This window comes from Dictyoglomus turgidum DSM 6724, assembly GCF_000021645.1.
Classification (GTDB): domain Bacteria; phylum Dictyoglomota; class Dictyoglomia; order Dictyoglomales; family Dictyoglomaceae; genus Dictyoglomus; species Dictyoglomus turgidum.
This window is the reverse complement of record NC_011661.1, coordinates 1,020,864-1,043,049: the sequence shown is the minus strand read 5'-3', so window position 1 is coordinate 1,043,049 and position 22,186 is coordinate 1,020,864. Positions and strand designations below refer to the sequence as shown.

Below are 22,186 nucleotides of genomic sequence, written 5' to 3'. Positions count from 1 at the left end.
TTATATTTTTGTGTCAAGAGATAAAGAATCAAGATACTTCTGTAAAATTATTACTGCTGCCTGTTTATTTTTCAAAAGTTTTCGATCTCTTCTTTTTATGTCACCCTCTAAAAGAACTCTTTCAGCCTCCATAGTAGTAAATCTTTCATCCACAAATTTTATAGGCAGATTTACGACAGTTTTTATTCTCTCTGCAACATACTCTATTTTTTTTGTCTTCTCATTTTCATGTCCTCTCAGACTTATAGGATATCCTAAGACTATTTCACTAACATTGTATTCCTTTATCAACTTTTTTAATCTATTTACAAAATCTTCTTCATCTTTAATTTCCCAAACATCTAATCCCTGAGCAATTATCCTTAAAGGATCCGATATAGCAAGCCCTATATATTTTTCTCCCCAATCAATAGCAAGGACTCTCATTTCAAAAGTGTCTCTTTTAAGGCTCTCTTTATGTCCTCTATATCAGTCTTAGGTAAACTAATCTGGGCTAAGGTATCCTTTCCTCCTCCTTTACCATTAAATCTTTCTCCAATTATTTCCACAATCTTTTTAGCAGTTATTCCCTTCAAATTTACTTTTTTGCTCACCATAATTGTTCCTAAAAGCTTATTATCTGAGGGCTTAAAGAAAACCATAATTAGATTATCATTTTTACTCTTTAAGTGATCGCCAAGCTTTTTTATGGCTTCATTCTCCATATCTACATAAGTACAAATAAAGGAAAACTCACCCCAATTTTCAATCTTATTAGCCAAAACTTCCAACTCTTTCTCAATTATTCTTTCTTCAAGATCTTTTATCTTCTTTTCTTTTTCTTTCATTTCATCAATTAACTTTTCCAGTTTCACATAAATCTCATCGGGAGAAGACTTAAGTACGAAAGAGATTTTATTTAGAATTTCTTCTCTTCTCTTTTGAAACTCCCAAGCCTTTAACCCACAGACAGCAAAAATTCTCCTTATCCCACTTCCTATTCCTTCTTCTTTCACTATGTAAAAACTTCCTATTTCTCCAGTACAATCCACATGAGTACCACCACAAAGTTCCATACTTACATTATTAATTTTAATAATTCTCACATTTTTTTGGTATTTTTCCGTAAACAGAGCAATAGCTCCCATCCTTTTTGCTTCTTCTAAATTAGTCCAGAATTTCTCTACCTTATGGTTCGCTAAAATATTTTCATTTACTTTTCTTTCTATTATCTTTAAATCTTCATAGGTTAGGGGAGAATGATGGGTAAAATCAAATCTTAAAAATTCGGGAGACACTAAGGATCCCGACTGCATAACATGGGTACCTAAATATTCCCTTAGTGCTGCATGGAGAAGATGAGTTGCGGTATGATGTCTCATAGTGTGATATCTTTTCTCCTTATCAACTTCTGCCCTAACTATTTGGCCTTCTTCAAACTCTCCTTTTAAAACCTTTCCTCTATGAATAATGAAATCTTCTCCTAATCTTTTGACCTCCAAAACCATTACTTCAACTTCCGAATTATAAACCTTACCTGTATCAGAGACTTGACCTCCTCCTTCGGGATAAAAGGGGGTTTTATCCATTAAAAAGTAAACTTCTTCTCCATTGGAAATCTTTTTCCCATGTTTTCCTCCAATGAAGAAGAGTACCTTACTTTCACTTTCCAAAACTTCATATCCAACAAACTCAGATTTAGGGAGAGATTTCATAAGATAGACCTCATCATCGGAAAGAGAAATAAAACTTTCTTCAAGCTTCGCCTCCATAGAGGCTCTTGCTTTTTCTCTTTGCTCCTCCATATATTTGTTAAAACCGTCTACATCTACGACGAATCCTTCTTCCTCTGCTATCTCTTTTGTTAACTCAATAGGAAAACCATAAGTATCATAAAGTTTAAAAGCAAACTCCCCACCTACCGTTTTACTTGGAGCTTTTCTAAAGTAGTCTTCTAAGAGGGACAGACCTTGCTCTAAGGTCCTTAAAAATTGATCCTCTTCCTTTATGAGTACTTTTTGAATATAATCTTTTTTTTCTATTAAATCAGGATAAGCATCTTTCATTATATCAACCACAATAGGGACTAACTTGTATAAGAAAGGTTTCACTATACCATGTTTATATGCCCTCCTTAATGACCTCCTTATAAGTCTTCTTAAAACATAACCTCTGCCTTCGTTGGTCGGTACTACACCGTCTCCCATTAAAAACGTAATTCCTCTAATGTGATCAGAAATTAATCTTTCCGTAACAGAATCCGAATCCTTTACAATCTTCCTGATTTCCTCAATAATAGGAACAAATAGATCCGTTTCAAAAACATTACTTACCCCTTCCACCACTGTGGTGATTCGCTCAAGCCCCATACCTGTATCAATATTTTTCTGAGGAAGAGGAGAAAGTTTTCCTTCTTCATCCATATAATATGCCATAAATACTAAATTCCATATTTCCATAAATCTATCACAGGGGTCTCCAGGCTTACAATCCTCTTCATCTTTACTTTTAGGTCCAAAATCATAATAAATCTCGGAACAAGGACCACAAGGTCCAGTGGGTCCTGGGGGACCCCAGAAATTATCTTCTTTTCCTAATCTTACAATTCTTTCCTTAGGAATTCCTATCTCTTTATTCCAAATATCATAAGCCTCATCATCTTCTTCGTAAACTGAAATCCATAATTTGGATATAGGAATTCCAAGTTCTTTAGTTAAAAATTCATATGCAAAACCGATTGCCTCCCTCTTAAAATAGTCTCCAAAGGAAAAATTTCCAAGCATCTCCAAAAATGTAAGATGTCTTGGAGTTATACCTACCCTTTCTATATCAGTGGTTCGAAAACATTTTTGAACAGTAGTAATTCTCCTTTTGGGAGGTATGCCCTGACCTAAGAAATATGGTTTAAAAGGTACCATTCCAGCAGTGGTAAAAAGAAGAGTTGGATCATCGGATGGCACTAATGAGGCACTGGGCAAATGTAGATGGTCCTTACTTACAAAATAATCTATAAATTTTTTCCTTATGTCACTACTTCTCATAAGTTATAACCTCTCCTTGCAAGGTTTTATGAAATATCAAAAAGCCCCGCCGTGCCGTGGTGTGTGAGTCCTTGTGCCCCATCCCAAAAGTTGAGGCCTACCCTGCTTGGTTATGTAGCTCTTCAAGAGCCGCAATCCCAAAACAGGAGATCGGCCTCCCGAAATGAGGTGTTGAGCCAGGACCACAGCAAACACCACGCACACGGCAGGGCGCTTTTGATTATGAATATAGCACAAAATAAAAGATTTTTCAAATTTTTATTTTGAATCAGAAGGTAAATTTGAGCTTTGTAAAAGGGTAATAAGCCTCATTTTACTCATAACCAGTATTTGAGGATCTGCTTTATCACCTAGTTCTTCTATTCTTTTATAAATTTTTATAGCTTCTCCAATCTGTTTTTTCTCCTCAAATATGGTAGCTAAAATGTAAAGAGCCTGAGAATTATCTTTATCCATACTTAAGACTTCTTCCAAATCTCTTTCAGCTTTTTCGTAAAATCCTAATTTCTTGTATTGAATAGCTCTGTTTATTAGAAAATCTTTTTTAGTCTTATATAACTTCAATGACTTATCAAAAGCTTCCTTTGCTTTTTTAACATCTTTATGCTCAAGAACAATACCCAAGGAAAGCCATAAATCAGGACTATTATTATACTTTTCTATTTTCTCTTCAAGAACTCTCTGAGCCATATCTACTTTGCCTTCAGATAAATACTTATAACTGCTATCCATAGTTTCTATAATCTCTTGAGAGGAAGGCTTAAAATAATTTGACAAAATTACTACCCCTATAAGGATTAAAACTGTCAGTAAAGAATAAATTGTTATCCTTTTAATCTTCCTTTTTCTTTTTTTCTCAACTATATCCCATATATGCCACCACCAATAATCCCTAGGATAGGTATTGCCTTTAGATTTCAGATCAGAATTTTTTAACAACTTGTAGATAGTGTCCAAATTCTTTTTCACTTCTCCGTCAATTTCACTAAGTTCCACAAGTTCGGCTTCTATAGATATACCTAACCTTCTAATATCCTCTACTAATTCCTGAATTTCTTGCCTCTTCAAAATAAAGTCTTCAGCATATCTCTTACTTTCAGATTGGGTTGGAACTAAGATTTTACTAATTAATTTTCTTAAATCAGCTACTTTTTCCCTTAAAAGTTCTATAGGAGAATCTTTCATACTTCTCACCTCACAAGTATCACAATAGCAACAGCATATTTATGAGTATGAGATAGACTCACCTTAATCTCTTTAACACCCTTCTGAAGAGCCATCTCTAACGCTTTATTTTTAAGTCTAATCTCCGGCTTTCCATTTAGTCCATAAAGTATCTCTATGTCCTTCCAACGCCACCCCTCATATTTTCCACCAAGAGCCTTAATAAAAGCCTCCTTAGCTGCAAAACGTGCAGCTAAGGAGGCATAAATATCCTTTTTATTGCCCAATTGTTTTAGTTCTTCGTGAGAATATATTCTCTCTTTAAAATTTCTATGTTTCTCGCAAGCATTTTTAATTCTTTCTATCTCTATAATATCAAGTCCAACTTCAAGACTAATATTTTCCATATTTTCTATTCCACTGTCACTGATTTGGCTAAATTTCTTGGTTGATCTATTTCCCTTCCAAGAAGATCAGCTACATAGTAAGCAAAAAGTTGAAGTACCATTACTCCCATATAAGGGTAATAAAAAGGATCAATATTGGGAACAGGAATTAAATCATCTACAAGGTTTTCCAATTTTTTATCCTTTTCATTTCCAATAGCAATTATAGGTGCTCTTCTTGCTTTTGCTTCCTCAAGATTGTTTATCATTTTCGAATAAGCATCATCCTTATACGCTATACCAAAAACTGGTGTTTCAGGATCTAATAATGCTATCGGTCCATGTTTCATCTCACCCGCTGGAATACCTTCTGCGTGAATATAAGAAATTTCTTTCAATTTTAATGCTCCTTCGAGGGCAAGAGGGAAATTTCTTCCTCTTGCGAGATACAGGAAGTTCTTCTTTTGATAATACTTCTTTGCTGTCTCAAACACTTGATCTTTTATATTAGAAAGGTAATTTTCCAAATATGTAGGTAGCATATTCCACTTATCTAAATCAATTTTTACCTTATAAAGTTTGTTTTTAACATATTCTTTAAGAAGTCCCAGATAAACAAGCTCAGCCATAAAAGTTTTTGTAGCAGCAACTCCAATTTCTATTCCGGCCCTCAGGTTAATAAAGTAATCACTTTCTCTAGCCACTGTACTTTGAGGGTTGTTAACTAAGGACAATACCTTAAAGCCTTTTTCTTTTACTTTCCTTAGTGTAGAGATCACATCTGCTGTTTCCCCTGATTGACTTATAGTTATAAACAAAGTCTCATCAGGAACTCTCAAATTTCGATGATGCATCTGAGAAGCAAGTTCAACTTCTATAAAATATGGCAACTCTTCTTCCCACAAAAATTTAGCATAATATCCAGCATGGTAAGAAGTTCCACAAGCCACAATAAAAACTTTTTTAATCTTTTCCCAAGAAATATCTATACTTTTTATATCTTCTATCTGAAGCTCATCTCTATTCTTATTTACTGTAGAAAGAATTCTTCTTACTACTAACGGTTGCTCAAAAATCTCTTTTAACATAAAGTGAGGATATCCGTTCTTTTCTGCCCTTATTCTATCCTGAGGTATTCTTATGGGCTCTACGCCTATATATTTGCCTACTCCCATATCATATACTTTTATCTCATTAGCAGAAATTTTCGCCATCTGATTGTCTTTTAGATAGTAAAATCTATCGGTATAATCACCTAAAGCAGGAATATCTGAGGCAATAAAGTTTTCCCCTATTCCAAATCCAACTATAAGAGGACTCTGCTTTCTTAGAGCATATAAAATATTGGGATTTCTTTTATCCATGATCAATAAAGCAAAAGCCCCTTCTAATTTTTTAAAAAGCTCTTTTACAGCTTCTTCTAAACCTATCTCTTCTTTATCCACCATCTCCTCTAGAAGATGAGGAATTACTTCTGTATCGGTTTGGCTTTTAAAAACATGTCCCTTATTTATTAGTAGCTCCTTCAACTCCTTATAGTTCTCTATAATCCCGTTGTGAACCACCACAATGTTTCCCTTACAATCAGTATGTGGATGAGCATTTTCCACAGATATTCCTCCATGGGTTGCCCATCTAGTATGACCTATACCTACTTTTGAAAAATCACTGAAATCCAATATCTCTTTTAAATTTTGAACTTTCCCTACTACTTTCTTAATTTCCAAAACACTATCATTCCTTATATAAGCCATCCCTGCTGAATCATAGCCTCTATACTCTAATTTCTCTAATCCTGAAATAATAAAAGGAATACAGTTTTTATTTCCTATATAACCAAAAATACCACACATTTTCTCCTCCTCCTTTTCTCTTTTGGAGAAGGAGATAGTCCCTAATGCTACTTGGAGACCTTTTGTCCTGGTGGTCACCCACCAGTTTTGTGAGTCTCCTTAAGGTAGGTAGCAACTACCTGGAGGCACCCGCCGAAAACCTCGATAAACCTCCACCTCGTCAACTTACTCCCTAAAAGAGTAAGTCCTGGCGCTTAAAAATTTGAAAGAAGATCAATTATTCTACTTTTAATTTCTAAAACTAACTCATTTAGGTATTCCTTAGGGACATCTCCTTCTAAAGTTATCCTAACAACTGGCTCAGTACCCGATTTCCTCACTATATATCTTATATTTTTTCCATTTATCACCTCCTCGGTTATTTCTATAAATCTTTTCTCCATATCTTCTGTAATATTAAGTCCTTTTACAGAGACTTTTTCATGTACTTGAGGAAAGATCTTTATATCTTTAGCTAACTCAGAAAGCTTTACTCCCTTTTCCTTTAATATCTTAAGCAGAAATAAAGAGGTCAACAAACCATCTCCTGTAGACATATAATCAAAAAGAATTATATGACCAGAGGTTTCACCTCCAAGATTTAAACCATATTTTAAAATCTCATCCAGCACATATCTGTCCCCAACTTTAGTCCTAATAAGTTCCACATTTATATTCTTTAAATACTCTTCAAGTCCCAAGTTAGTCATAATTGTTCCTACAATTTTATCTCCCTTAAGAAGCCCTTTTTCTTTAAGATATTTTGCCAAAATACCCAGCATTATATCACCATCTATTATCTCTCCGTTCTCGGAAAAAGCAATTACCCTATCTCCATCCCCATCATAAGTAAAACCTATATGAGCCCCCGAGTTTAAGAAAAGCTTCTTACTAGTTTCAGGATAAACTGCTCCACAATTCTCATTAATGTTTAACCCATTATATTTGGTATTATAAGCCACAACTTCTGCTCCTAACTCTCTAAAAACTTCAGGTGCTATTTCTGAAAGAGAACCAAAAGCACAATCTAACATAACTTTATACCCCTCAAAGTTTCCATTAATTATCTCTCTAAGATAGTTTTTATACTTTTCTTTTATATGAGAAAAATCATAAATTACTCCAATCTCCCGCGGATTAGCTCTATAATAGTTATCCTCCTTTAAAAGGTAATTTTCTATCTCTGCCTCAACATCATCATCAAGTTTAAATCCATCGTTTTTAAATATTTTTATCCCATTATACTCTACCGGATTATGAGAAGCAGAAATCATAACCCCTAATAAAACCTCATCCTGATTTTTAACCAAATAAGACAAAGCAGGAGTCGAAATAACACCAACATCTAACACATTCATTCCACCCGAAGTAAAACCAGCAACAAGAGCAGATTTCAACATGTCTTTAGAATTTCTTGTATCACTCCCAATAATAACTTTTTTTCCCTTAACATTACCAAAATATCCAACTATTGCCCTACTTAGCTTGTAAGCAAGTTCAGGAGTAAGATCTTCATTTACCACTCCCCTTATTCCGTCAGTTCCAAAAAATCTTCTCACCTTATTTCTCTCCTTTCTTTCTCAATTAACACCATAGGATAACTTTCTCTTACTTCCTTTCCTTGCCAAAAACCAACCACTTCGAAATTTTTCTTAATTTCTCCTGTAACAATCAAATTTTCTCCTTCTGCTGGAATTCCTGTAGTACTCAGCACAGTAATTTGAAAGTTTTCAAAAGTTAAAGAATAAGCAGAATATATACTACCCCATATTCCATAAGGGCTTACAGCCTCTCCTTTCAAAGTAACTTCTTTTCCTACATATTTCTCTAAATTCTTCCATTTTTCTCTCCATGGAGAATCTTTTAACCAATCATAGTAACTATAAGCTAAAAATATTAATAGTGTCAAAAAGAGGATAAGATAGTTTCTCAATTTTTTGTTTCTTAATACCTCTCTCATTTAAACTCCCCCTGTGTGTACTGGGATAGAAGTACCACAATAGGGACACTTATTAGAATTCTTTAAAAGATTTTTTCTAATAAAATATCCTTCTCTTACAATAAGCTCATTACCACAGTTAGGACAAAAAGTAGTGCTTCCTTCTGTATCCCATATATTTCCTAAGTAAACATAATGTAACCTTTTTCTTGCCTCACTGTAAGCAAATTTTAATATCTCTATGGGAGTTGGAGGAACTGTGAATTTATATGCAGGAAAATATCTTGTAAAATGTAGAGGGATATTAGGGCTTATACTTGCTACATAATCAATTAAAGCTACAATTTCTTCTTTATTGTCATTATAACCAGGGATAATTAAATTGGTTAGTTCTATATGTATTCCCTTCTCATATGCAAACTCTATTATTCTTTTTACGCCTTTGAGGCTTCCCTTGCATAACTTATTATAAAATTCCTCTCTTATTGATTTTAGGTCAATATTCATAGCATCAATATACGGAGCTATTTCCAAAAAAGGTTCTACTTCTATAAAACCATTAGTCACAAAAACATTCTTAAGATTATGTTCCTTAAAATGCTTTGCTACCTCTAAAACAAATTCATACCAAATAAAGGGCTCATTATAAGTGTATGAGATACCAATAGAACCATTTTTTTTGGCTAGTTTCAAAAGCAATTCTTTATCAACGTCTTCAAGAAAAATATCTTCAGGTCCAACTTGAGATATGGTCCAATTTTGACAAAAAGGACACTTAAAATTACAACCTACAGTACCTATGGAAAGAATAGCAGATCCTGGATAAAAATGATAAAGGGGTTTTTTTTCAATAGGGTCTAAGGCAATAGAGCTTGCCTTACCATAAACTAAAGAATACAAAGTTCCTTCAATATTTTCTCTTACACCACAAATTCCCCTTTTTCCTAAGGGAATAATACAATGATGAGGACATAATAAACATTGAACTATCTGATTCTCTAATTTTTGATAATATAAAGCCTCTCTCATTAATCATTCCTTAAATCTATCCACCGAAAATCTATAAACTTTAAAATTTTCAGAAGGAGAAATTCCTGCTTTTGCCAAAGCAATAGAAAGTTGCTCCTCTATAGTGTCCACTCCTTCTAGATCAGGAAGAAGAACTCCTCTTCTCCATCCCTTCTCTACTACTACACCATATTTTTTGGGATCAAGATCTTTAATATCTTTTATTTCTTCTAAAGGTGAAAGAACGTCAACTGAAATTTCTATATCGTCAAGTTCATCTAAATCAAGGGGTGGAAATCTGGGATCTTCAGTAGCTGCACTTATAGCATTTCTTATAATTTCTTCAGCAATATTAGAAGTAGTAGGTATTATAGTACCTATACATCCTCTTAACTCACCTGTTGATTTCCTGTGCAAAGATACAAAAGTTCCTGCTTTTCTCTTTAGATAATCAGGTATATCAGGAGGTGGAGTTATTACTCTCCCCTCCTTTAAATAAGTTTCTATGGCTTTACGAGCAAGCCCCACAATATATTCTCTTAAATCCATAAAAATCCATTATCGCTTTGAATATTGTGGTGCTCTTCTTGCTCTCTTCAAACCATATTTCTTTCTTTCTTTTTCTCTTGGATCTCTCTTCAACAAACCCTCTTTCTTAAGAAGAGTCTTCCAATCTTCCTTTAATGCTACAAGAGCTTTTGAAATCCCATGAGCAAGAGCCTGTGCTTGAGCACTCACTCCTCCACCAATTGCTTGAGCTATCACATCTACCTGATTTAACATCCCTGTCAGTTCTAGAGGTTTCTTCGCTATTTTATGGAAAAATATTCTTCCTCCAAAATATTCCTCTAAAGGCTTATCATTAACAATAATCTTACCCTCTCCAGGAAAACGCAACCATACTTTTACCCTTGAAGTCTTTCTTCCACCAACTTCATGTATCACTTTTACATCTTGAGAAGTAAATTCCAACATTTATCCCTCCCACTATATGTTCAATTCTTTTGGTTTCTGAGCTTGATGAGGATGTTCAGGTCCAGCATAGATCTTCAATTTTTTTAACATTTTTCTACCAAGGGGACCCTTCGGAAGCATCCCTTTAACAGCAAGGTAAATCATCTTTTCAGGGCTTTTAGCTCTCATATCTCTTGCAGTAATAAGTCTATGTCCACCTGGATATCCTGAATGGAAGAAATATATTTTTTGATCCTCTTTCTTTCCAGTCAACACCACATCTTTCGCATTTACAACAATCACAAAATCGCCTGTATCTACATGGGGCGTATAAATTGGTTTATGCTTTCCTCTTAATATTTTTGCTATTTCAGAAGCCAATCTACCAAGCACCTTTCCCTTTGCATCTACTACATACCACTCTCTTTTTATCTCTTCTTTTTTTGCCATAAAAGTTTTCATTTTTCTTTTTCCTCCTTTCCCGTAGCATTTTAATATAATTTTATTTACAATGTCAATAATCTACTCTAAAAAGATAAAGTCCCCAAGGAGGGGCAGGAACTGAAAACCTTTCTTTTCTTTCTTCCTTTAAATAATCTTCTAACTCAATTAAACTTTTTCTTCCTAAAGCTATTTCTACCATGCTACCTACTATAAATCTTACCATTTTTCTCAAAAAAAATGGGGCTGATATAAAATATATTAACAGATCTTTCTTAAAATACCAAAAAGATTCATAGACTTCAATAACCGTTTGATCTTCATCCTCTGTTACACAAAAATTTTTAAAATCGTGAACTCCTTTAAATAGATTTGCAGAAAAAATCAATAATTCTCTATTAATTTCTCTACTTATCCACCAGGAGTAGTCTTTTAAAAACAAATCCCTTTCATCATTATTGTAAACCACATAAATGTACCATCTTCTTTTTGCAGAATATCTAGCATGAAAACTATCATCTACAATTTCAACCTTTTTTATCTTTATATCCTCAGGCAGTAATCTATTTAAAACTTTATGAAGCTTATCACAGGAAAAACCTTTATGTCCCCTGCTCTTAAAATTAACCACCTGACCCAAAGCGTGAACTCCCGTATCGGTTCTTCCTGCACCTATTACCCTTATTTCTTCATCAAATAAGAAACTCAATACTTTTTCTAACTCCCCTTGTATAGTTCGCTTTCCAGGTTGTTTTTGAAATCCATAAAAATCTTTACCAATGTATGAGATCTCAAGCTTCCAGTTAGTCATTATCAAAAAAATATAAGTAAAAGAGCAGAATAGATTCCTATGAAAAATATAAAAGAAGTCTCCTTCAGCGTCCAATAAGTCCTTCTATACCTTGTTCTTCCCTCTCCCCCTCTATAACACCTTGATTCCATAGCTTCAGCAAGCTCATTTGCTCTTCTAAAAGCATTTACAAAGAGAGGAATTATTACGGGAAGTAAACTCTTAGCCTGATTTACAATATTACCTTTACCAAATTCTGCTCCTCTTGCTTTTTGGGCTTTTATTATTTTATCTGTCTCATCTAAAAGGGTTGGTACAAATCTAATAGCTATAGTCATCATCATAGAAAACTCATGCACAGGAAATTTGAAATACTTTAGAGGCTTCAGAAGATCTTCTAAAGCTTGAGCCAGTTCCAACACTGATGTGGTTAAAGTAAGCAGAGAAGTTATCATAACTATAAATATGAGCCTCAAAGACATAAAAATAGCCATTTTAATTCCTAATTCCGTAATGTGTATAATTCCAAATCTCCAAAAAACCCTTCCTCCTTCTTCCCCAAAAAAGAAATGAATAATAAAAGTAAATAAAACAAGAAAATAAACAGGTTTCAGAGACCTAAGAAAATACTTTAAAGGTAGAGAAGAAAGAAAGATCCCTAACATAATAAGAAGAAAGAAAAACAAATAAGAGAGGTTTAATCTTATTAGAAATATAAATACGATAAGCCAAAAAGATGCTATAATTTTAGCCTTAGCATCCAAACCATGAAGTATGGAATTTGCAGGTATATATTGCCCAATAGGAAAAGTTTTTAACACTTCCATAAACTCTTATATCCCTTATAAGCAAGTATTCTCTCTACAATCTCCTGAACAGTAAAAGCGCCTTCTATAGGATATCCTTTTTCTTGGAGTATTTTTACAAGCCTAACTATCTCAGGCAAGTCCAATTCCGCCTCTTCTAATTTATCATAGCTCATAAATAATCTTTCAGAGGGACCATCAAAAATTATTTCTCCTGCTTTCAAAACTATAACTCTTCTCACCAATCTCATAACCTCATCAAGATCGTGAGATACTATGATAAGAGTCTTTTGTTTTTTATCCACCCATCTATCTATATAGTTCATTATCTGCAATTTACCTCTTGGATCGAGATTTGCTGTAGGCTCATCCAAAATGAGAACTTCAGGATCCATGGCCAATATACTTGCAATAGCTAACCTTCTTTTCTCTCCCCCAGAGAGATGAAAGGGAGATCTATCTTTGATTTCTTCATAAGATAAACCTACTGAGATAAGAGCAGACTTCACACAATCCTCAATTTTTTCTTCAGAAATACCAACATTTTTAGGTCCAAAAGCTACTTCTTCAAATACTGTTTCAGCAAAAAATTGATATTCGGGATATTGAAATACTACTCCCACGATTTTACATAGCTCTTTTGAATTCCATTTTCTGATCTCCTTATCTTTTACATACACTTCTCCCGATGTTGGATAAATAAGACCTCCTATAAGTTGAATTAAAGTAGACTTTCCCGAACCCGTCTTCCCAAGAATTCCTATTCTTTCTCCATGTTCAACATTTAAAGAAACATTAAGAAGAGCTTCTTTCTCTAAAGGAGTATCCTTTAAGTATGTGTAAGATACACTCTTCAAACTAATTAAAGCCATAGAGATAATTCCTCGGGAGTTAAGATAGGATGTGGTATATTAAAGCCTCTCTCTAAAAGACACTTTGATATTCTTGTAGTTATAGGCAAATTCAATCCCCATTCATTTAATTTTTCATCTTTAGAAAATATCTCCCTTGGAGTTCCTAAATCTACAATCTCCCCATTAAAAAAGACCACAATCTTTTCTGCCCAAATTACCTCCTCCATATGATGGGTTATCAAAATTATGGTTTTCTTTTCCTCTTCGTAAAGCCTTCTTATTATATTTATTATCTCTTTTCTACCCTTAGGATCAAGCATCGTAGTGGGTTCGTCAAGAACAATGTACTTAGGCATCATAGCTAAAATTCCTGCTATAGCAACCCGTTGTTTTTGTCCTCCCGAAAGTAAGTAAGGTGGATACTTTCTATATTCTTCCATTCCTACCGCTTTTAAAGCAAAATTAATCCTTTCTTCAATCTCTTCTGGGGGAAGTCCTAAATTCTCACAACCAAAAGCTATATCTTCTTCCACAGTCATTCCTATTATCTGATTATCTGGATTTTGAAAAACTAAACCTACGTTTTTTCTTATTTCCCATATTCTTTTCTCATCCTTTGTATTCATTCCATCTACTATTACATCACCAGAAGTTGGAGTATAAAGTCCATTAAGAAGCCTTGCGAAGGTAGACTTGCCTGAACCATTAGCTCCTACAATACAAAAAAAAGAAGGAGAAGGTATCTCTAAATTAATATTCTTAAGAGCTACCTTCTCCTGTGAGGTGCCGGGTTGATAAATATAAGATAAATTTTCAACTTTTATCATTATACGAATTCAATAACTGCCTGCTCTGCTGCGTCTCCTCTTCTCATACCCAGTTTTAATATTCTGATATAACCACCATTTCTATCCTTATATTTAGGAGCAATCTCTACAAAAACTTTCCTAACTAACTCCCTATCTTGAAGCCATGCATATACTAATCTTCTATGATGAACAGAATCTTCTTTAGCAATAGTAAGAAGCTTTTCTGCAATTCTCGTGACTTCTTTTGCTCTCGGTAAAGTGGTCACTATCTTTCCATGTTTAAATAATGATATCAAAAGAGCTTTAAATAAAGCTTTTCTTTGGGGAGTTGGTTTACTTAATTTTCTATATGCTTTACGGTGTCTCATTCTAAGCCCTCTCCTTTCTCCGTATCAGGATTTCCACCATCTCTCAAACTCAGTCCCTTTTCTCTTAATTTCTCTTCCAATTCCTGAAGGGATTTTTGCCCAAAATTTTTGATTTTCATTAAATCCTCTCTACTTTTTGATAAAAGATCCTCAATAGTGTGTATACCTGCATGCCTCAAAGAATTATAAGCTCTTGTAGAAAGTCCCAAATCTTCAAGGGTTAATCCTTTCTTTTCCTCTTCTAAGGATGTAATCTCTTGTCCTACTTCCTCATGAGGAAGTTGAAACTCCCTTTCACTTAAAAGTTTAAAATACTCCATTAATATTCTTGAAGCTTCTCTAAAAGCCTCTTCAGGGGTTACAGACTTATTAGTCCATATCTCTATTATTAATCTATCCAAGTCTGTTCTTCGACCAACCCTTGTTTTCTCTACAGTATAACTTACCTTTTTTACAGGAGAAAATATGGAATCTAATACTAATACTCCAATGGGATAACTTTGATCTTTATTCTCCTCTGCACTGACATATCCTTTACCTTTTCTTACCTCTACTTCCATATGAAATGGAATATCATCCACCAAAGTTGCAATTACAAGATCTGGATTAAGTATTTTAACATTTGCTGGAACTATAAAGTCACCTGCTGTTACTACTTTAGGCCCTCTCACATCAAGTTCCAAAATATGAGAATTGTTATCTTCTATTTTAACTACAAGCTTTTTTAGATTCATTAAAATTTCTAAAATCTCTTCTTTTAAGCCTGGTAATACCTCAAGCTCATGTCTTACTCCCTCAATCTTAACCGAAACCACAGCTGCTCCTTCAATAGAAGAAAGTAGTATTCTCCTTAGAGAGTTTCCTATGGTCCACCCATATCCTCTCTCTAAGGGCTCTATTACAAAACGCCCATATTCATCTGATCTCTTTTCAATAATAACCCTTACATTTTCCTCTAACAAATTATCTACCTCCTTACCCTGCCCAAAGGCCACCAAAAATTATCTGGAGTAGAACTCTACAATAAGCTGTTCTTGGACAGGAGTATCTATTTCTTCTCTCTTTGGTAATCTCAAAACTTTTCCTCTAAGGTTTTCCCTATCCAATTCTAACCAGGCTGGAACACTCTTATTTCCAAAAACTGATATGGCTTCTTGTACAGGAATTAAATCTTTATCAAGGAGCTCTACCACATCTCCTGGCTTTAAATTATAAGAGGGTATGTTAACTCTTTTACCATTCACAGCAATTTTACCATGAGACACAATCTGCCTTGCTTGAGCTCGAGATAAAGCCCAACCCAGCCTGTACACTACATTATCAAGTCTTGTTTCCAAAAGTTGCAATAACCTTTCTCCCGTAACACCTCTACCCTTAGAGGCTATCTCAAAGTATCGCCTAAATTGTCTTTCTAATACTCCGTATATTCTTTTTGCTCTTTGTTTTTCTCTTAACCTTAATCCGTACTCAGTTAATTTTCTTTGAGCTCTACCATGTTGACCAGGTGGAAATGGTCTTCTTTCAAAGGGACACTTTTCGGAAAAACATTTTGTCCCTTTTAAAAATAACTTCATACCTTCTCTTCTACATAAACGACAATCTGGTCCTGTATATCTTGCCATCGTCTCTCCTCCTTTTCAAACTACACTCTTCTTCTACGTGGTGGGCGACACCCATTATGAGGAATAGGTGTAACATCTTTAATAAGAGAAATCTCCAATCCAGCAGCTTGTAAAGCTCTAATAGCTGTTTCTCTTCCAGGTCCCGGCCCTTTTACTAAAACATCAACTTTCTTCATTCCATACTCTGAAATAGCTTTTTTCGCTGCCATTTCCGCAGCAAGTTGAGCAGCAAAAGGAGTACCCTTCTTTGTACCTTTAAAACCTGCTGTCCCACCACTTCCCCATGTTAACACATTTCCCTCAGGATCAGTAATGGTTACTATAGTATTATTGAAAGTAGAATTGATATGTGCAACTCCAACAGGAACTATTCTTTTTTCCTTCTTAGGACCTCTTGTTCTCTTCTTTTTAGCCATTTATCCTATTTCCCTCCTAAACCTTAATTTTTATTTTTCCTTTCTCTTAGCCCCCACAGTCTTCCTTGGGCCCTTCCTAGTACGGGCATTACAACGAGTTCTCTGTCCCCTAACTGGAAGTCCTCTCTTATGCCTTATACCTCTATAACAACCTATTTCAATAAGCCTTCTAATATTTGCTGCCACTTCTTGCCTTAGATCCCCTTCCACTTTATAGTTATTCTCAATTTCTTCCCTCAATTTACTTATTTCTTCTTCAGTAAGATCCTTAACTCTCTTGTTTGGATCCACCCCAGTAGCTTGAAGAATCTTCTTACTTGTGGTACGTCCAATACCGTATATGTATGTTAAAGCAATCTCCACTTTTTTATTACTTGGTAAGTCTACTCCTGCAATACGTGCCATTTACTAAACACCTCCTATCCTTGTTTCTGCTTATGTCTTGGATTCTCACATATTACAAAGACTCTACCGCCTCTTCTTACTATTTTACATTTTTCACATATCTTTTTTACTGAGGATCTAACCTTCATCCTTATTACCCTCCTTATTAGTATATCTGTATATGATTCTGCCCTTAGAAAGGTCATATATGGATAATTCTACTTTTACTCTATCACCAGGCATTACCCTTATAAAATTCATTCTCATCTTACCAGATATATAAGCCAAAATCTCTAAACCATTATCTAATTGTACTTTAAAAGTTGCATTTGGCAAGGCCTCTTTTACCGTACCAGTCACCTCAATTACCTCTCTATCCTTTTTATCCATATGGCCCTCCAATCTTCTACTCCATTGTTAATACAAGAGGTCCACTTGGAGTTATTGCTACAGTATGCTCAAAATGAGCTGCCAATCCACCATCTTTAGTAACTGCAGTCCATCCGTTTTCAAGGATTTTTACCTCATAACTTCCTGTCACTACCATAGGCTCAATAGCAATAACAAGTCCCTCTTTTAATATAGGCCCCATTCCAGGAGGACCATAGTTTAATACATTAGGAGGCTCATGTAAACTTCTACCTATACCATGTCCAACAAAATCTCTAATCACATTAAACCCGTTCTTCTCTACATACTCCTGAATTGCCCAGGAAATATCAGAAAGCCTATTACCTACTTGTGCCTTTGTAATACCTCTCCATAGTGCTTCTTCCGTAACTTGAATCAATCTCAATCCTAAAGGAGATACTTCGCCTATAGGATAAGTCTTAGCTGCGTCTAAAAAAAACCCCTCATATTCTATACCTATGTCTATGCTAACAATGTCTCCCGATTTTATATATTTATTTTTACTTGGTATGCCATGAACTACCTCTTCATTTATAGAAACACAAATAACTTCAGGATAACCTCTATATCCTTTAAAGGCAGGTTTAACATCATAATTCTTCATCAGTTTTTCTGCAATCCTTGCTAAGTCATATGTAGTCATTCCTTCTTTTAATTCCTTTTCCATATCTTTTAATATTTTTGCTAATATCTTTCCTCCTGCTTTCATTATTTCAATATCTTCCTTATTCTTAAGAAAAATATTCATTCGTTAATCACCTTTAGAATTTCTTTTAGTACTTCTTCTCTCTCTTTTTCGGCATTAATAGTATACATAATATCCTTATTCTTGTAATAATCAATTAAGGGTTGCGTTTCTTTATAATAAGTTTCTAATCTTTGTTTTATAACTTCGGGTTTATCATCGCTTCGTTGATATAATTCTCCCCCACATATATCACAAATACCATCTTTCTTAGGAGGCATGGATATTAAATTATATATTGCTCCACAATTTTTACAGACTCTTCTTGCAGAAAGCCTTCTAATTACTAACTCATCAGGAGCATCAAGATAAATTACTTTTATGTCTGCATTTTTCTCCTTTAAATACTTTTCTAACATCTCTGCCTGCAGAATCGTTCTTGGAAATCCATCTAAAATAAAACCATTTTTACAATCCTCTTTATCTATTCTATCTTTTACTACTTCCCAAACCACCTCATCAGGAACTAACTTTCCAGCATCTAAATAGCTTTTTACTTTAATTCCCAAATCAGTTTGATTTTTAACATGTTCTCTAAAAATATCACCTGTAGAGATATGAGGAATGTTCAAAATCTGACTTACTTCTTTAGCATGAGTACCTTTACCCGCACCTGGAGGTCCTAAGAAAATTATTGCTTTCATCATCTTAAAAACCCCTCATAACTTTTCATTATCATTTGAGCTTCTAAGGTTTTTATAGTCTCAAGGATTACTCCGACCATAATCAATATACTTGTTCCACCAAGCTGAAACTCCGTTACTCCAGTTAGCCTTTCAATAAAAGTAGGAAGCAATGCAATAATACCAAGAAAGACACCACCAAAAAAGTTTAAACGATTTAAAGTCTTTGCAAGATATTCTTCAGTAGGCTTTCCGGGCCTAACTCCAGGAATAAATCCTCCATACTTTTTAAAATTCTCCGCAAGATCTGCAGGGTCAAAAACTATAGAGGAATAAAAATAAGTAAACCCCAAAACTAACAGAAAATATATTATGGGATATAAAACAGAATTAGGAGAAAAGATACCAAGAATTGCTTTCAGCCAACTAACCTTAGCTACAGGGATAAAAGTTTGAGGTACCATTAAGATGGTTATTGCAAAGATTATTGGTATAACTCCAGCTTGATTCAGCTTTAAAGGAAGATAAGTGCTCTGACCTCCATAAACTCTTCTCCCTACTATTCTACGAGAATACTGAACTGGAATTCTCCTCTCTGCGCTTTCCTCCCAGACAACTCCAATTATTATAAGGATTAATAAAGCAAAGAATGCTATTACGTTAAGTATTCCAATTTCACCCCTACTGAGCAGCGCAAAGGTCCTAGCAAGATCTGTAGGAAAACGGGCAACTATGGATGTCAATATTAAAAGTGAAACTCCATTTCCTATACCATATTGGGATATTTGCTCTCCAAGCCACATAATAAAAGTACTTCCAGCAGTAAGAGTTATTACGCTACTTATGACGTAAAGTGGGCTCAAGCTAGGGATTACTTTGAAATTATGCATAAATATAGTTAAGCCAAAAGCTTCTATAGCAGCAAGAAGAACTGATAAATTTCTTGCATATCTTGTTAATTTCTTTCTCCCATCTTCTTCCTTTTTTAATTCAGCTAAGGAGGGAAACACCGCAGTTAAAAGCTCCATCATAATGGAAGCATTAATAAATGGAATAATTCCCATGGAAAAAATTGAAAAACGAGAAAGAGCTCCCCCTGTAAATAGATCCAAAAAGCCCAAAGCTCCTTGGCTCCTAAAGAGGTTAGCCAATGCTACTCTATCTACTCCTGGAACCGGAATATGAGCTCCCAATCGATAAACGGCAAAAATAAAAAGAGTAAATAATATTTTTTTTCTTAAATCAGGTATTCTAAAAGCTCTAACCAAAGTATCAAACACTATTCAATCACCTCAGCTTTTCCGCCCACACTTTCAATCTTCTCACGGGCTTTTTCAGAAAAAGCATGTGCTTTTACAACAAGAGGTTTTGTCAATTCACCATCTCCAAGAATTTTTACCCCAAATCCTATTTCTTTTATAATTTTTCTTTCTAAAAGAATATTAGGATCAACTACTTCATTTGCCTCAAATTTTTTCTCTAAAGTAGACAAATTCACTACAGTATATTTTCTTCTGGGAGCTCTTGGGATACCTTCCATCTTTGGAAGACGTCTTGTAAGAGGAGTTTGGCCACCCTCAAAACCAGGTCTTACACCATCTCCTGTTCTCGCATTTTGTCCACTCATTCCTCTTCCAGCATACTTTCCAGAGGCTGCATAACCACAGCCAACTCTCTTAGGCTTCTTTCTGGAACCTAATTTAGGTTTTAATTCAAACAGTTTCAATTTTCTCCCTCCTCATTTCCCTTACTCTCAGTCTTTAAGCCGATTATTTCATTAATTCTCTTATCTCTCATCTCAGCTACTTCAGGGAGAGATCTCAACTTTTTAAGAGCCTCAAAAGTTGCCTGAGCAAGATTTACAGCAGTAGTAGAACCGAGAGCCTTTGCTAAAACATTTTTGATTCCAGCAAGTTCTAATACAGCCCTTGCTGCTCCTCCTGCTATCACACCTGTACCAGGAGCTGCAGGCTTAAGTAGTATTTTAGAAGCACCTAACTTGCCTACAACCTCATGAGGAATAGTACCCTTACTTATAGAAACCTTAACAGCATTCTTTTTTGCTTTTCTTATAGCTTTTCTAATAGCATCAGGAACCTCCGCAGCTTTTGCTATTCCAACCCCAACTGTTCCTTGTTCGTCTCCTACCACTACTAGAGCCCTAAATCTTAAGTTCTTACCTCCAGCAACTACTTTTGCTACCCTTCTTATCTCAATAACCCTTTCTTTTAATACCGGTTCTAACTCTTTCAAGGTTTTCCCTCCTTTTTTAGAATTCAAGTCCTGCAGCCCTTGCACTATCGGCAAGAGCTTTTACCTTCCCATGATATAAAAATCCACCTCTATCAAATACAACCCTTTTAATGCCTTTTTCTAAAGCTCTCTTAGCTATAACCTCACCTACCAATTTTGCTGCTTCTATATTTTTAGTAGATTTCAACTGACTCCTCAATTCCTTTTCTAAAGACGAAGCTGCAACTAAAGTATGCCCTTTTGTATCATCAATAATCTGAGCATATATATATCTTAAACTTTTATAAACTGCTAACCTGGGCCTTTCTGGAGTACCTGTTATTTTTTTTCTGATTCTTAAATGTCTTATTCTTCTAAGCTCTTTCCTAGATCTTTTTATAATCATACCCTGTCAAACCTCCTATTTTTTACCTGCTTTACCAGCTTTTTGCCTTATCTTCTCGCCTTCATATCTTATTCCCTTGCCTTTATAAGGTTCTGCAGGCCTTACACTCCTAACAATAGCCGCAAACTGTCCTACAAGTTCCTTGTCAATTCCCTTAACACTAATTTTAGTATTATCTTGAACCGACACTGTTAACCCTGTAGGAATTTCTAACTCTACAGGATGAGAAAAACCTACTTCCAAAACAAGTTTATTACCTTGAACTCTTGCCCTATACCCTGTTCCTTGTAATTCCAATCTTTTTTCAAATCCTTGAGTCACACCTAATACCATGTTATTAATTAATGCTCTTGTTAGACCATGCAAAGCTTTCACAAATTTCTCATCGTTAGGCCTTTCTACAACTATTTGGTTATCAACTTTTTTAATAGTCAGTAAAGGACTAAAAGTTTTTTCAATCTGTCCTAAGGGTCCCTTTACTGACACACAATTTCCGTCTTTTATTTCAACTTGTACATTTTGTGGTATCGGAACTGGCTTTCTTCCTATCCTAGACATAATTTATTCCTCCTTCTACCATACCATACAAATAAGTTCTCCGCCAATACCTAAAAGCCTTGCCTCTTTATCCGTCATTATACCTTTAGAGGTAGATAAAATAGCAATTCCAAGTCCACCTAACACCCTTGGAATTTCTTCTTTATTCACATAATATCTTCTTCCCGGTTTACTTACTCTTTTAACATCTTGAATTACAGGAGTTTTACCTTTATATTTTAGATAAACTCTTATGTATTTTTGAGGTATTTCTCCAATAACCTCATATTTAGCAATATACCCTTCTCTTAAAAGAATTTCTATGATCTTTTCCTTCATTTTAGAGTAAGGAACATCTACAGTAGGATGCCTTCGCATATTAGCATTCTTTATTCTAACCAGCATATCAGCAATAGGATCTGTTACAGTCATAGCAACC

30 protein-coding genes and 1 other RNA gene are annotated in these 22,186 nt (G+C 34.7%); all 31 read right to left on the bottom strand.

Going from position 1 to position 22,186, the window contains the following annotated elements; translation table 11 throughout:
- The 31 genes from ruvX to rpsH all read right to left on the bottom strand — a co-directional run bounded on the left by ruvX (position 1) and on the right by rpsH (position 22,179).
- A complete protein-coding gene (ruvX, locus tag DTUR_RS05220; protein ID WP_012583387.1) occupies positions 1–426 on the bottom strand; it encodes a Holliday junction resolvase RuvX in 426 nt (141 codons plus the stop codon).
- Positions 423–3,020 carry an alanine--tRNA ligase gene (gene alaS, locus DTUR_RS05215; RefSeq protein WP_012583386.1) on the bottom strand — a complete coding sequence of 866 codons (2,598 nt, stop codon included), beginning with the start codon at positions 3,018–3,020 and terminating at the stop codon, positions 423–425. Before alaS ends, ruvX begins: the two co-directional genes overlap by 4 nt.
- Before the next feature lie 39 nt (positions 3,021–3,059).
- A non-coding RNA gene (gene ssrS, locus DTUR_RS09650) (6S RNA) lies at positions 3,060–3,235 on the bottom strand.
- A gap of 43 nt (positions 3,236–3,278) precedes the next feature.
- The gene (locus DTUR_RS05210; protein WP_012583385.1) at positions 3,279–4,205 is read right to left on the bottom strand and encodes a tetratricopeptide repeat protein; all 927 of its coding nucleotides are present in this window, start codon (positions 4,203–4,205) and stop codon (positions 3,279–3,281) included.
- A gap of 5 nt (positions 4,206–4,210) precedes the next feature.
- A complete protein-coding gene (gene acpS, locus DTUR_RS05205; protein ID WP_012583384.1) occupies positions 4,211–4,591 on the bottom strand; it encodes a holo-ACP synthase in 381 nt (126 codons plus the stop codon).
- A 5-nt stretch (positions 4,592–4,596) separates the two neighbouring features.
- Complete coding sequence (gene glmS / locus DTUR_RS05200) at positions 4,597–6,423, bottom strand: glutamine--fructose-6-phosphate transaminase (isomerizing) (protein WP_012583383.1); 1,827 nt, start codon at positions 6,421–6,423, stop codon at positions 4,597–4,599.
- Positions 6,424–6,617: 194 nt separating this feature from the next.
- Complete coding sequence (gene glmM / locus DTUR_RS05195) at positions 6,618–7,961, bottom strand: phosphoglucosamine mutase (RefSeq protein WP_012583382.1); 1,344 nt, start codon at positions 7,959–7,961, stop codon at positions 6,618–6,620.
- Positions 7,958–8,362 carry a hypothetical protein gene (locus tag DTUR_RS05190; protein WP_012583381.1) on the bottom strand — a complete coding sequence of 135 codons (405 nt, stop codon included), beginning with the start codon at positions 8,360–8,362 and terminating at the stop codon, positions 7,958–7,960. The genes glmM and DTUR_RS05190 overlap by 4 nt, the downstream gene beginning before the upstream one ends.
- Positions 8,363–9,370 carry an AmmeMemoRadiSam system radical SAM enzyme gene (amrS, locus tag DTUR_RS05185; RefSeq protein ID WP_012583380.1) on the bottom strand — a complete coding sequence of 336 codons (1,008 nt, stop codon included), beginning with the start codon at positions 9,368–9,370 and terminating at the stop codon, positions 8,363–8,365. It lies immediately after the preceding gene.
- A gap of 3 nt (positions 9,371–9,373) precedes the next feature.
- Positions 9,374–9,898, bottom strand: coding sequence for an AmmeMemoRadiSam system protein A (gene amrA / locus DTUR_RS05180; protein ID WP_012583379.1), 525 nt, complete (start codon positions 9,896–9,898; stop codon positions 9,374–9,376).
- Between the two features lie 9 nt (positions 9,899–9,907).
- The gene (rpsI, locus tag DTUR_RS05175) at positions 9,908–10,324 is read right to left on the bottom strand and encodes a 30S ribosomal protein S9 (RefSeq protein WP_012583378.1); all 417 of its coding nucleotides are present in this window, start codon (positions 10,322–10,324) and stop codon (positions 9,908–9,910) included.
- Positions 10,325–10,336: 12 nt separating this feature from the next.
- Positions 10,337–10,765, bottom strand: coding sequence for a 50S ribosomal protein L13 (gene rplM / locus DTUR_RS05170; protein ID WP_012583377.1), 429 nt, complete (start codon positions 10,763–10,765; stop codon positions 10,337–10,339).
- A gap of 52 nt (positions 10,766–10,817) precedes the next feature.
- Complete coding sequence (truA, locus tag DTUR_RS05165) at positions 10,818–11,555, bottom strand: tRNA pseudouridine(38-40) synthase TruA (RefSeq protein WP_012583376.1); 738 nt, start codon at positions 11,553–11,555, stop codon at positions 10,818–10,820.
- Positions 11,556–11,557: 2 nt separating this feature from the next.
- A complete protein-coding gene (locus tag DTUR_RS05160; protein ID WP_012583375.1) occupies positions 11,558–12,361 on the bottom strand; it encodes an energy-coupling factor transporter transmembrane component T family protein in 804 nt (267 codons plus the stop codon).
- A complete protein-coding gene (locus tag DTUR_RS05155; RefSeq protein ID WP_012583374.1) occupies positions 12,349–13,212 on the bottom strand; it encodes an energy-coupling factor transporter ATPase in 864 nt (287 codons plus the stop codon). Before DTUR_RS05155 ends, DTUR_RS05160 begins: the two co-directional genes overlap by 13 nt.
- Positions 13,203–14,021 carry an energy-coupling factor transporter ATPase gene (locus DTUR_RS05150; RefSeq protein ID WP_012583373.1) on the bottom strand — a complete coding sequence of 273 codons (819 nt, stop codon included), beginning with the start codon at positions 14,019–14,021 and terminating at the stop codon, positions 13,203–13,205. The genes DTUR_RS05155 and DTUR_RS05150 overlap by 10 nt, the downstream gene beginning before the upstream one ends.
- A complete protein-coding gene (gene rplQ, locus DTUR_RS05145) occupies positions 14,021–14,371 on the bottom strand; it encodes a 50S ribosomal protein L17 (protein ID WP_012583372.1) in 351 nt (116 codons plus the stop codon). The genes DTUR_RS05150 and rplQ overlap by 1 nt, the downstream gene beginning before the upstream one ends.
- The gene (locus DTUR_RS05140; protein ID WP_012583371.1) at positions 14,368–15,333 is read right to left on the bottom strand and encodes a DNA-directed RNA polymerase subunit alpha; all 966 of its coding nucleotides are present in this window, start codon (positions 15,331–15,333) and stop codon (positions 14,368–14,370) included. Before DTUR_RS05140 ends, rplQ begins: the two co-directional genes overlap by 4 nt.
- A 39-nt stretch (positions 15,334–15,372) precedes the next feature.
- A complete protein-coding gene (gene rpsD / locus DTUR_RS05135; RefSeq protein WP_012583370.1) occupies positions 15,373–15,993 on the bottom strand; it encodes a 30S ribosomal protein S4 in 621 nt (206 codons plus the stop codon).
- A 20-nt stretch (positions 15,994–16,013) separates the two neighbouring features.
- Positions 16,014–16,409, bottom strand: a complete 396-nt coding sequence (rpsK, locus tag DTUR_RS05130; RefSeq protein ID WP_012583369.1) for a 30S ribosomal protein S11 — start codon at positions 16,407–16,409, stop codon at positions 16,014–16,016.
- 30 nt (positions 16,410–16,439) lie between these two features.
- Positions 16,440–16,814, bottom strand: coding sequence for a 30S ribosomal protein S13 (gene rpsM, locus DTUR_RS05125; RefSeq protein WP_012583368.1), 375 nt, complete (start codon positions 16,812–16,814; stop codon positions 16,440–16,442).
- Positions 16,815–16,828: 14 nt separating this feature from the next.
- Complete coding sequence (gene rpmJ, locus DTUR_RS05120; protein ID WP_012548601.1) at positions 16,829–16,942, bottom strand: 50S ribosomal protein L36; 114 nt, start codon at positions 16,940–16,942, stop codon at positions 16,829–16,831.
- On the bottom strand, positions 16,932–17,183 hold the full coding sequence (gene infA / locus DTUR_RS05115; protein WP_012583367.1) for a translation initiation factor IF-1: 252 nt from the start codon (positions 17,181–17,183) through the stop codon (positions 16,932–16,934). The genes rpmJ and infA overlap by 11 nt, the downstream gene beginning before the upstream one ends.
- A 16-nt stretch (positions 17,184–17,199) precedes the next feature.
- Positions 17,200–17,952 carry a type I methionyl aminopeptidase gene (gene map / locus DTUR_RS05110; protein WP_012583366.1) on the bottom strand — a complete coding sequence of 251 codons (753 nt, stop codon included), beginning with the start codon at positions 17,950–17,952 and terminating at the stop codon, positions 17,200–17,202.
- Complete coding sequence (locus DTUR_RS05105) at positions 17,949–18,596, bottom strand: adenylate kinase (protein ID WP_012583365.1); 648 nt, start codon at positions 18,594–18,596, stop codon at positions 17,949–17,951. The genes map and DTUR_RS05105 overlap by 4 nt, the downstream gene beginning before the upstream one ends.
- Positions 18,593–19,852, bottom strand: coding sequence for a preprotein translocase subunit SecY (gene secY / locus DTUR_RS05100; RefSeq protein ID WP_012583364.1), 1,260 nt, complete (start codon positions 19,850–19,852; stop codon positions 18,593–18,595). Before secY ends, DTUR_RS05105 begins: the two co-directional genes overlap by 4 nt.
- Positions 19,852–20,298 (bottom strand): 50S ribosomal protein L15, encoded by a 447-nt coding sequence (rplO, locus tag DTUR_RS05095; RefSeq protein ID WP_012583363.1) that lies wholly within the window; start codon positions 20,296–20,298, stop codon positions 19,852–19,854. The genes secY and rplO overlap by 1 nt, the downstream gene beginning before the upstream one ends.
- Entirely contained in the window at positions 20,295–20,825 is a 531-nt protein-coding gene (gene rpsE / locus DTUR_RS05090; protein WP_012583362.1) for a 30S ribosomal protein S5, read from the bottom strand. The genes rplO and rpsE overlap by 4 nt, the downstream gene beginning before the upstream one ends.
- A 16-nt stretch (positions 20,826–20,841) precedes the next feature.
- On the bottom strand, positions 20,842–21,210 hold the full coding sequence (gene rplR / locus DTUR_RS05085; protein WP_012583361.1) for a 50S ribosomal protein L18: 369 nt from the start codon (positions 21,208–21,210) through the stop codon (positions 20,842–20,844).
- Between the two features lie 15 nt (positions 21,211–21,225).
- A complete protein-coding gene (gene rplF / locus DTUR_RS05080) occupies positions 21,226–21,768 on the bottom strand; it encodes a 50S ribosomal protein L6 (RefSeq protein ID WP_012583360.1) in 543 nt (180 codons plus the stop codon).
- Positions 21,769–21,783: 15 nt separating this feature from the next.
- Positions 21,784–22,179: a 30S ribosomal protein S8 gene (rpsH, locus tag DTUR_RS05075; RefSeq protein WP_012583359.1), complete on the bottom strand. Its 396-nt coding sequence runs from the start codon at positions 22,177–22,179 to the stop codon at positions 21,784–21,786.
- Positions 22,180–22,186 lie beyond the last annotated feature (7 nt).

Coding starts and splice junctions, on each gene's coding strand:
- amrA (WP_012583379.1), bottom strand. CDS start 9,898: ATGGATTTAAGAGAATATATTGTGGGGCTTGCTCGTAAAGCCATAGAA.
- rpsM (WP_012583368.1), bottom strand. CDS start 16,814: ATGGCACGTATTGCAGGAGTAGACTTACCAAGTAATAAAAAAGTGGAG.
- rpsD (WP_012583370.1), bottom strand. CDS start 15,993: ATGGCAAGATATACAGGACCAGATTGTCGTTTATGTAGAAGAGAAGGT.
- infA (WP_012583367.1), bottom strand. CDS start 17,183: ATGGATAAAAAGGATAGAGAGGTAATTGAGGTGACTGGTACGGTAAAA.
- rplQ (WP_012583372.1), bottom strand. CDS start 14,371: ATGAGACACCGTAAAGCATATAGAAAATTAAGTAAACCAACTCCCCAA.
- DTUR_RS05210 (WP_012583385.1), bottom strand. CDS start 4,205: ATGAAAGATTCTCCTATAGAACTTTTAAGGGAAAAAGTAGCTGATTTA.
- ruvX (WP_012583387.1), bottom strand. CDS start 426: ATGAGAGTCCTTGCTATTGATTGGGGAGAAAAATATATAGGGCTTGCT.
- acpS (WP_012583384.1), bottom strand. CDS start 4,591: ATGGAAAATATTAGTCTTGAAGTTGGACTTGATATTATAGAGATAGAA.
- DTUR_RS05190 (WP_012583381.1), bottom strand. CDS start 8,362: ATGAGAGAGGTATTAAGAAACAAAAAATTGAGAAACTATCTTATCCTC.
- rplF (WP_012583360.1), bottom strand. CDS start 21,768: ATGTCTAGGATAGGAAGAAAGCCAGTTCCGATACCACAAAATGTACAA.
- DTUR_RS05155 (WP_012583374.1), bottom strand. CDS start 13,212: ATGGCTTTAATTAGTTTGAAGAGTGTATCTTACACATACTTAAAGGAT.
- glmS (WP_012583383.1), bottom strand. CDS start 6,423: ATGTGTGGTATTTTTGGTTATATAGGAAATAAAAACTGTATTCCTTTT.
- rplR (WP_012583361.1), bottom strand. CDS start 21,210: ATGATTATAAAAAGATCTAGGAAAGAGCTTAGAAGAATAAGACATTTA.
- alaS (WP_012583386.1), bottom strand. CDS start 3,020: ATGAGAAGTAGTGACATAAGGAAAAAATTTATAGATTATTTTGTAAGT.
- rpsH (WP_012583359.1), bottom strand. CDS start 22,179: ATGACTGTAACAGATCCTATTGCTGATATGCTGGTTAGAATAAAGAAT.
- truA (WP_012583376.1), bottom strand. CDS start 11,555: ATGACTAACTGGAAGCTTGAGATCTCATACATTGGTAAAGATTTTTAT.
- amrS (WP_012583380.1), bottom strand. CDS start 9,370: ATGAGAGAGGCTTTATATTATCAAAAATTAGAGAATCAGATAGTTCAA.
- rpsK (WP_012583369.1), bottom strand. CDS start 16,409: ATGGCTAAAAAGAAGAGAACAAGAGGTCCTAAGAAGGAAAAAAGAATA.
- rpsI (WP_012583378.1), bottom strand. CDS start 10,324: ATGTTGGAATTTACTTCTCAAGATGTAAAAGTGATACATGAAGTTGGT.
- DTUR_RS05160 (WP_012583375.1), bottom strand. CDS start 12,361: ATGGAAGTGTTAAAAACTTTTCCTATTGGGCAATATATACCTGCAAAT.
- rplM (WP_012583377.1), bottom strand. CDS start 10,765: ATGAAAACTTTTATGGCAAAAAAAGAAGAGATAAAAAGAGAGTGGTAT.
- DTUR_RS05150 (WP_012583373.1), bottom strand. CDS start 14,021: ATGATAAAAGTTGAAAATTTATCTTATATTTATCAACCCGGCACCTCA.
- map (WP_012583366.1), bottom strand. CDS start 17,952: ATGAATATTTTTCTTAAGAATAAGGAAGATATTGAAATAATGAAAGCA.
- rpmJ (WP_012548601.1), bottom strand. CDS start 16,942: ATGAAGGTTAGATCCTCAGTAAAAAAGATATGTGAAAAATGTAAAATA.
- DTUR_RS05105 (WP_012583365.1), bottom strand. CDS start 18,596: ATGATGAAAGCAATAATTTTCTTAGGACCTCCAGGTGCGGGTAAAGGT.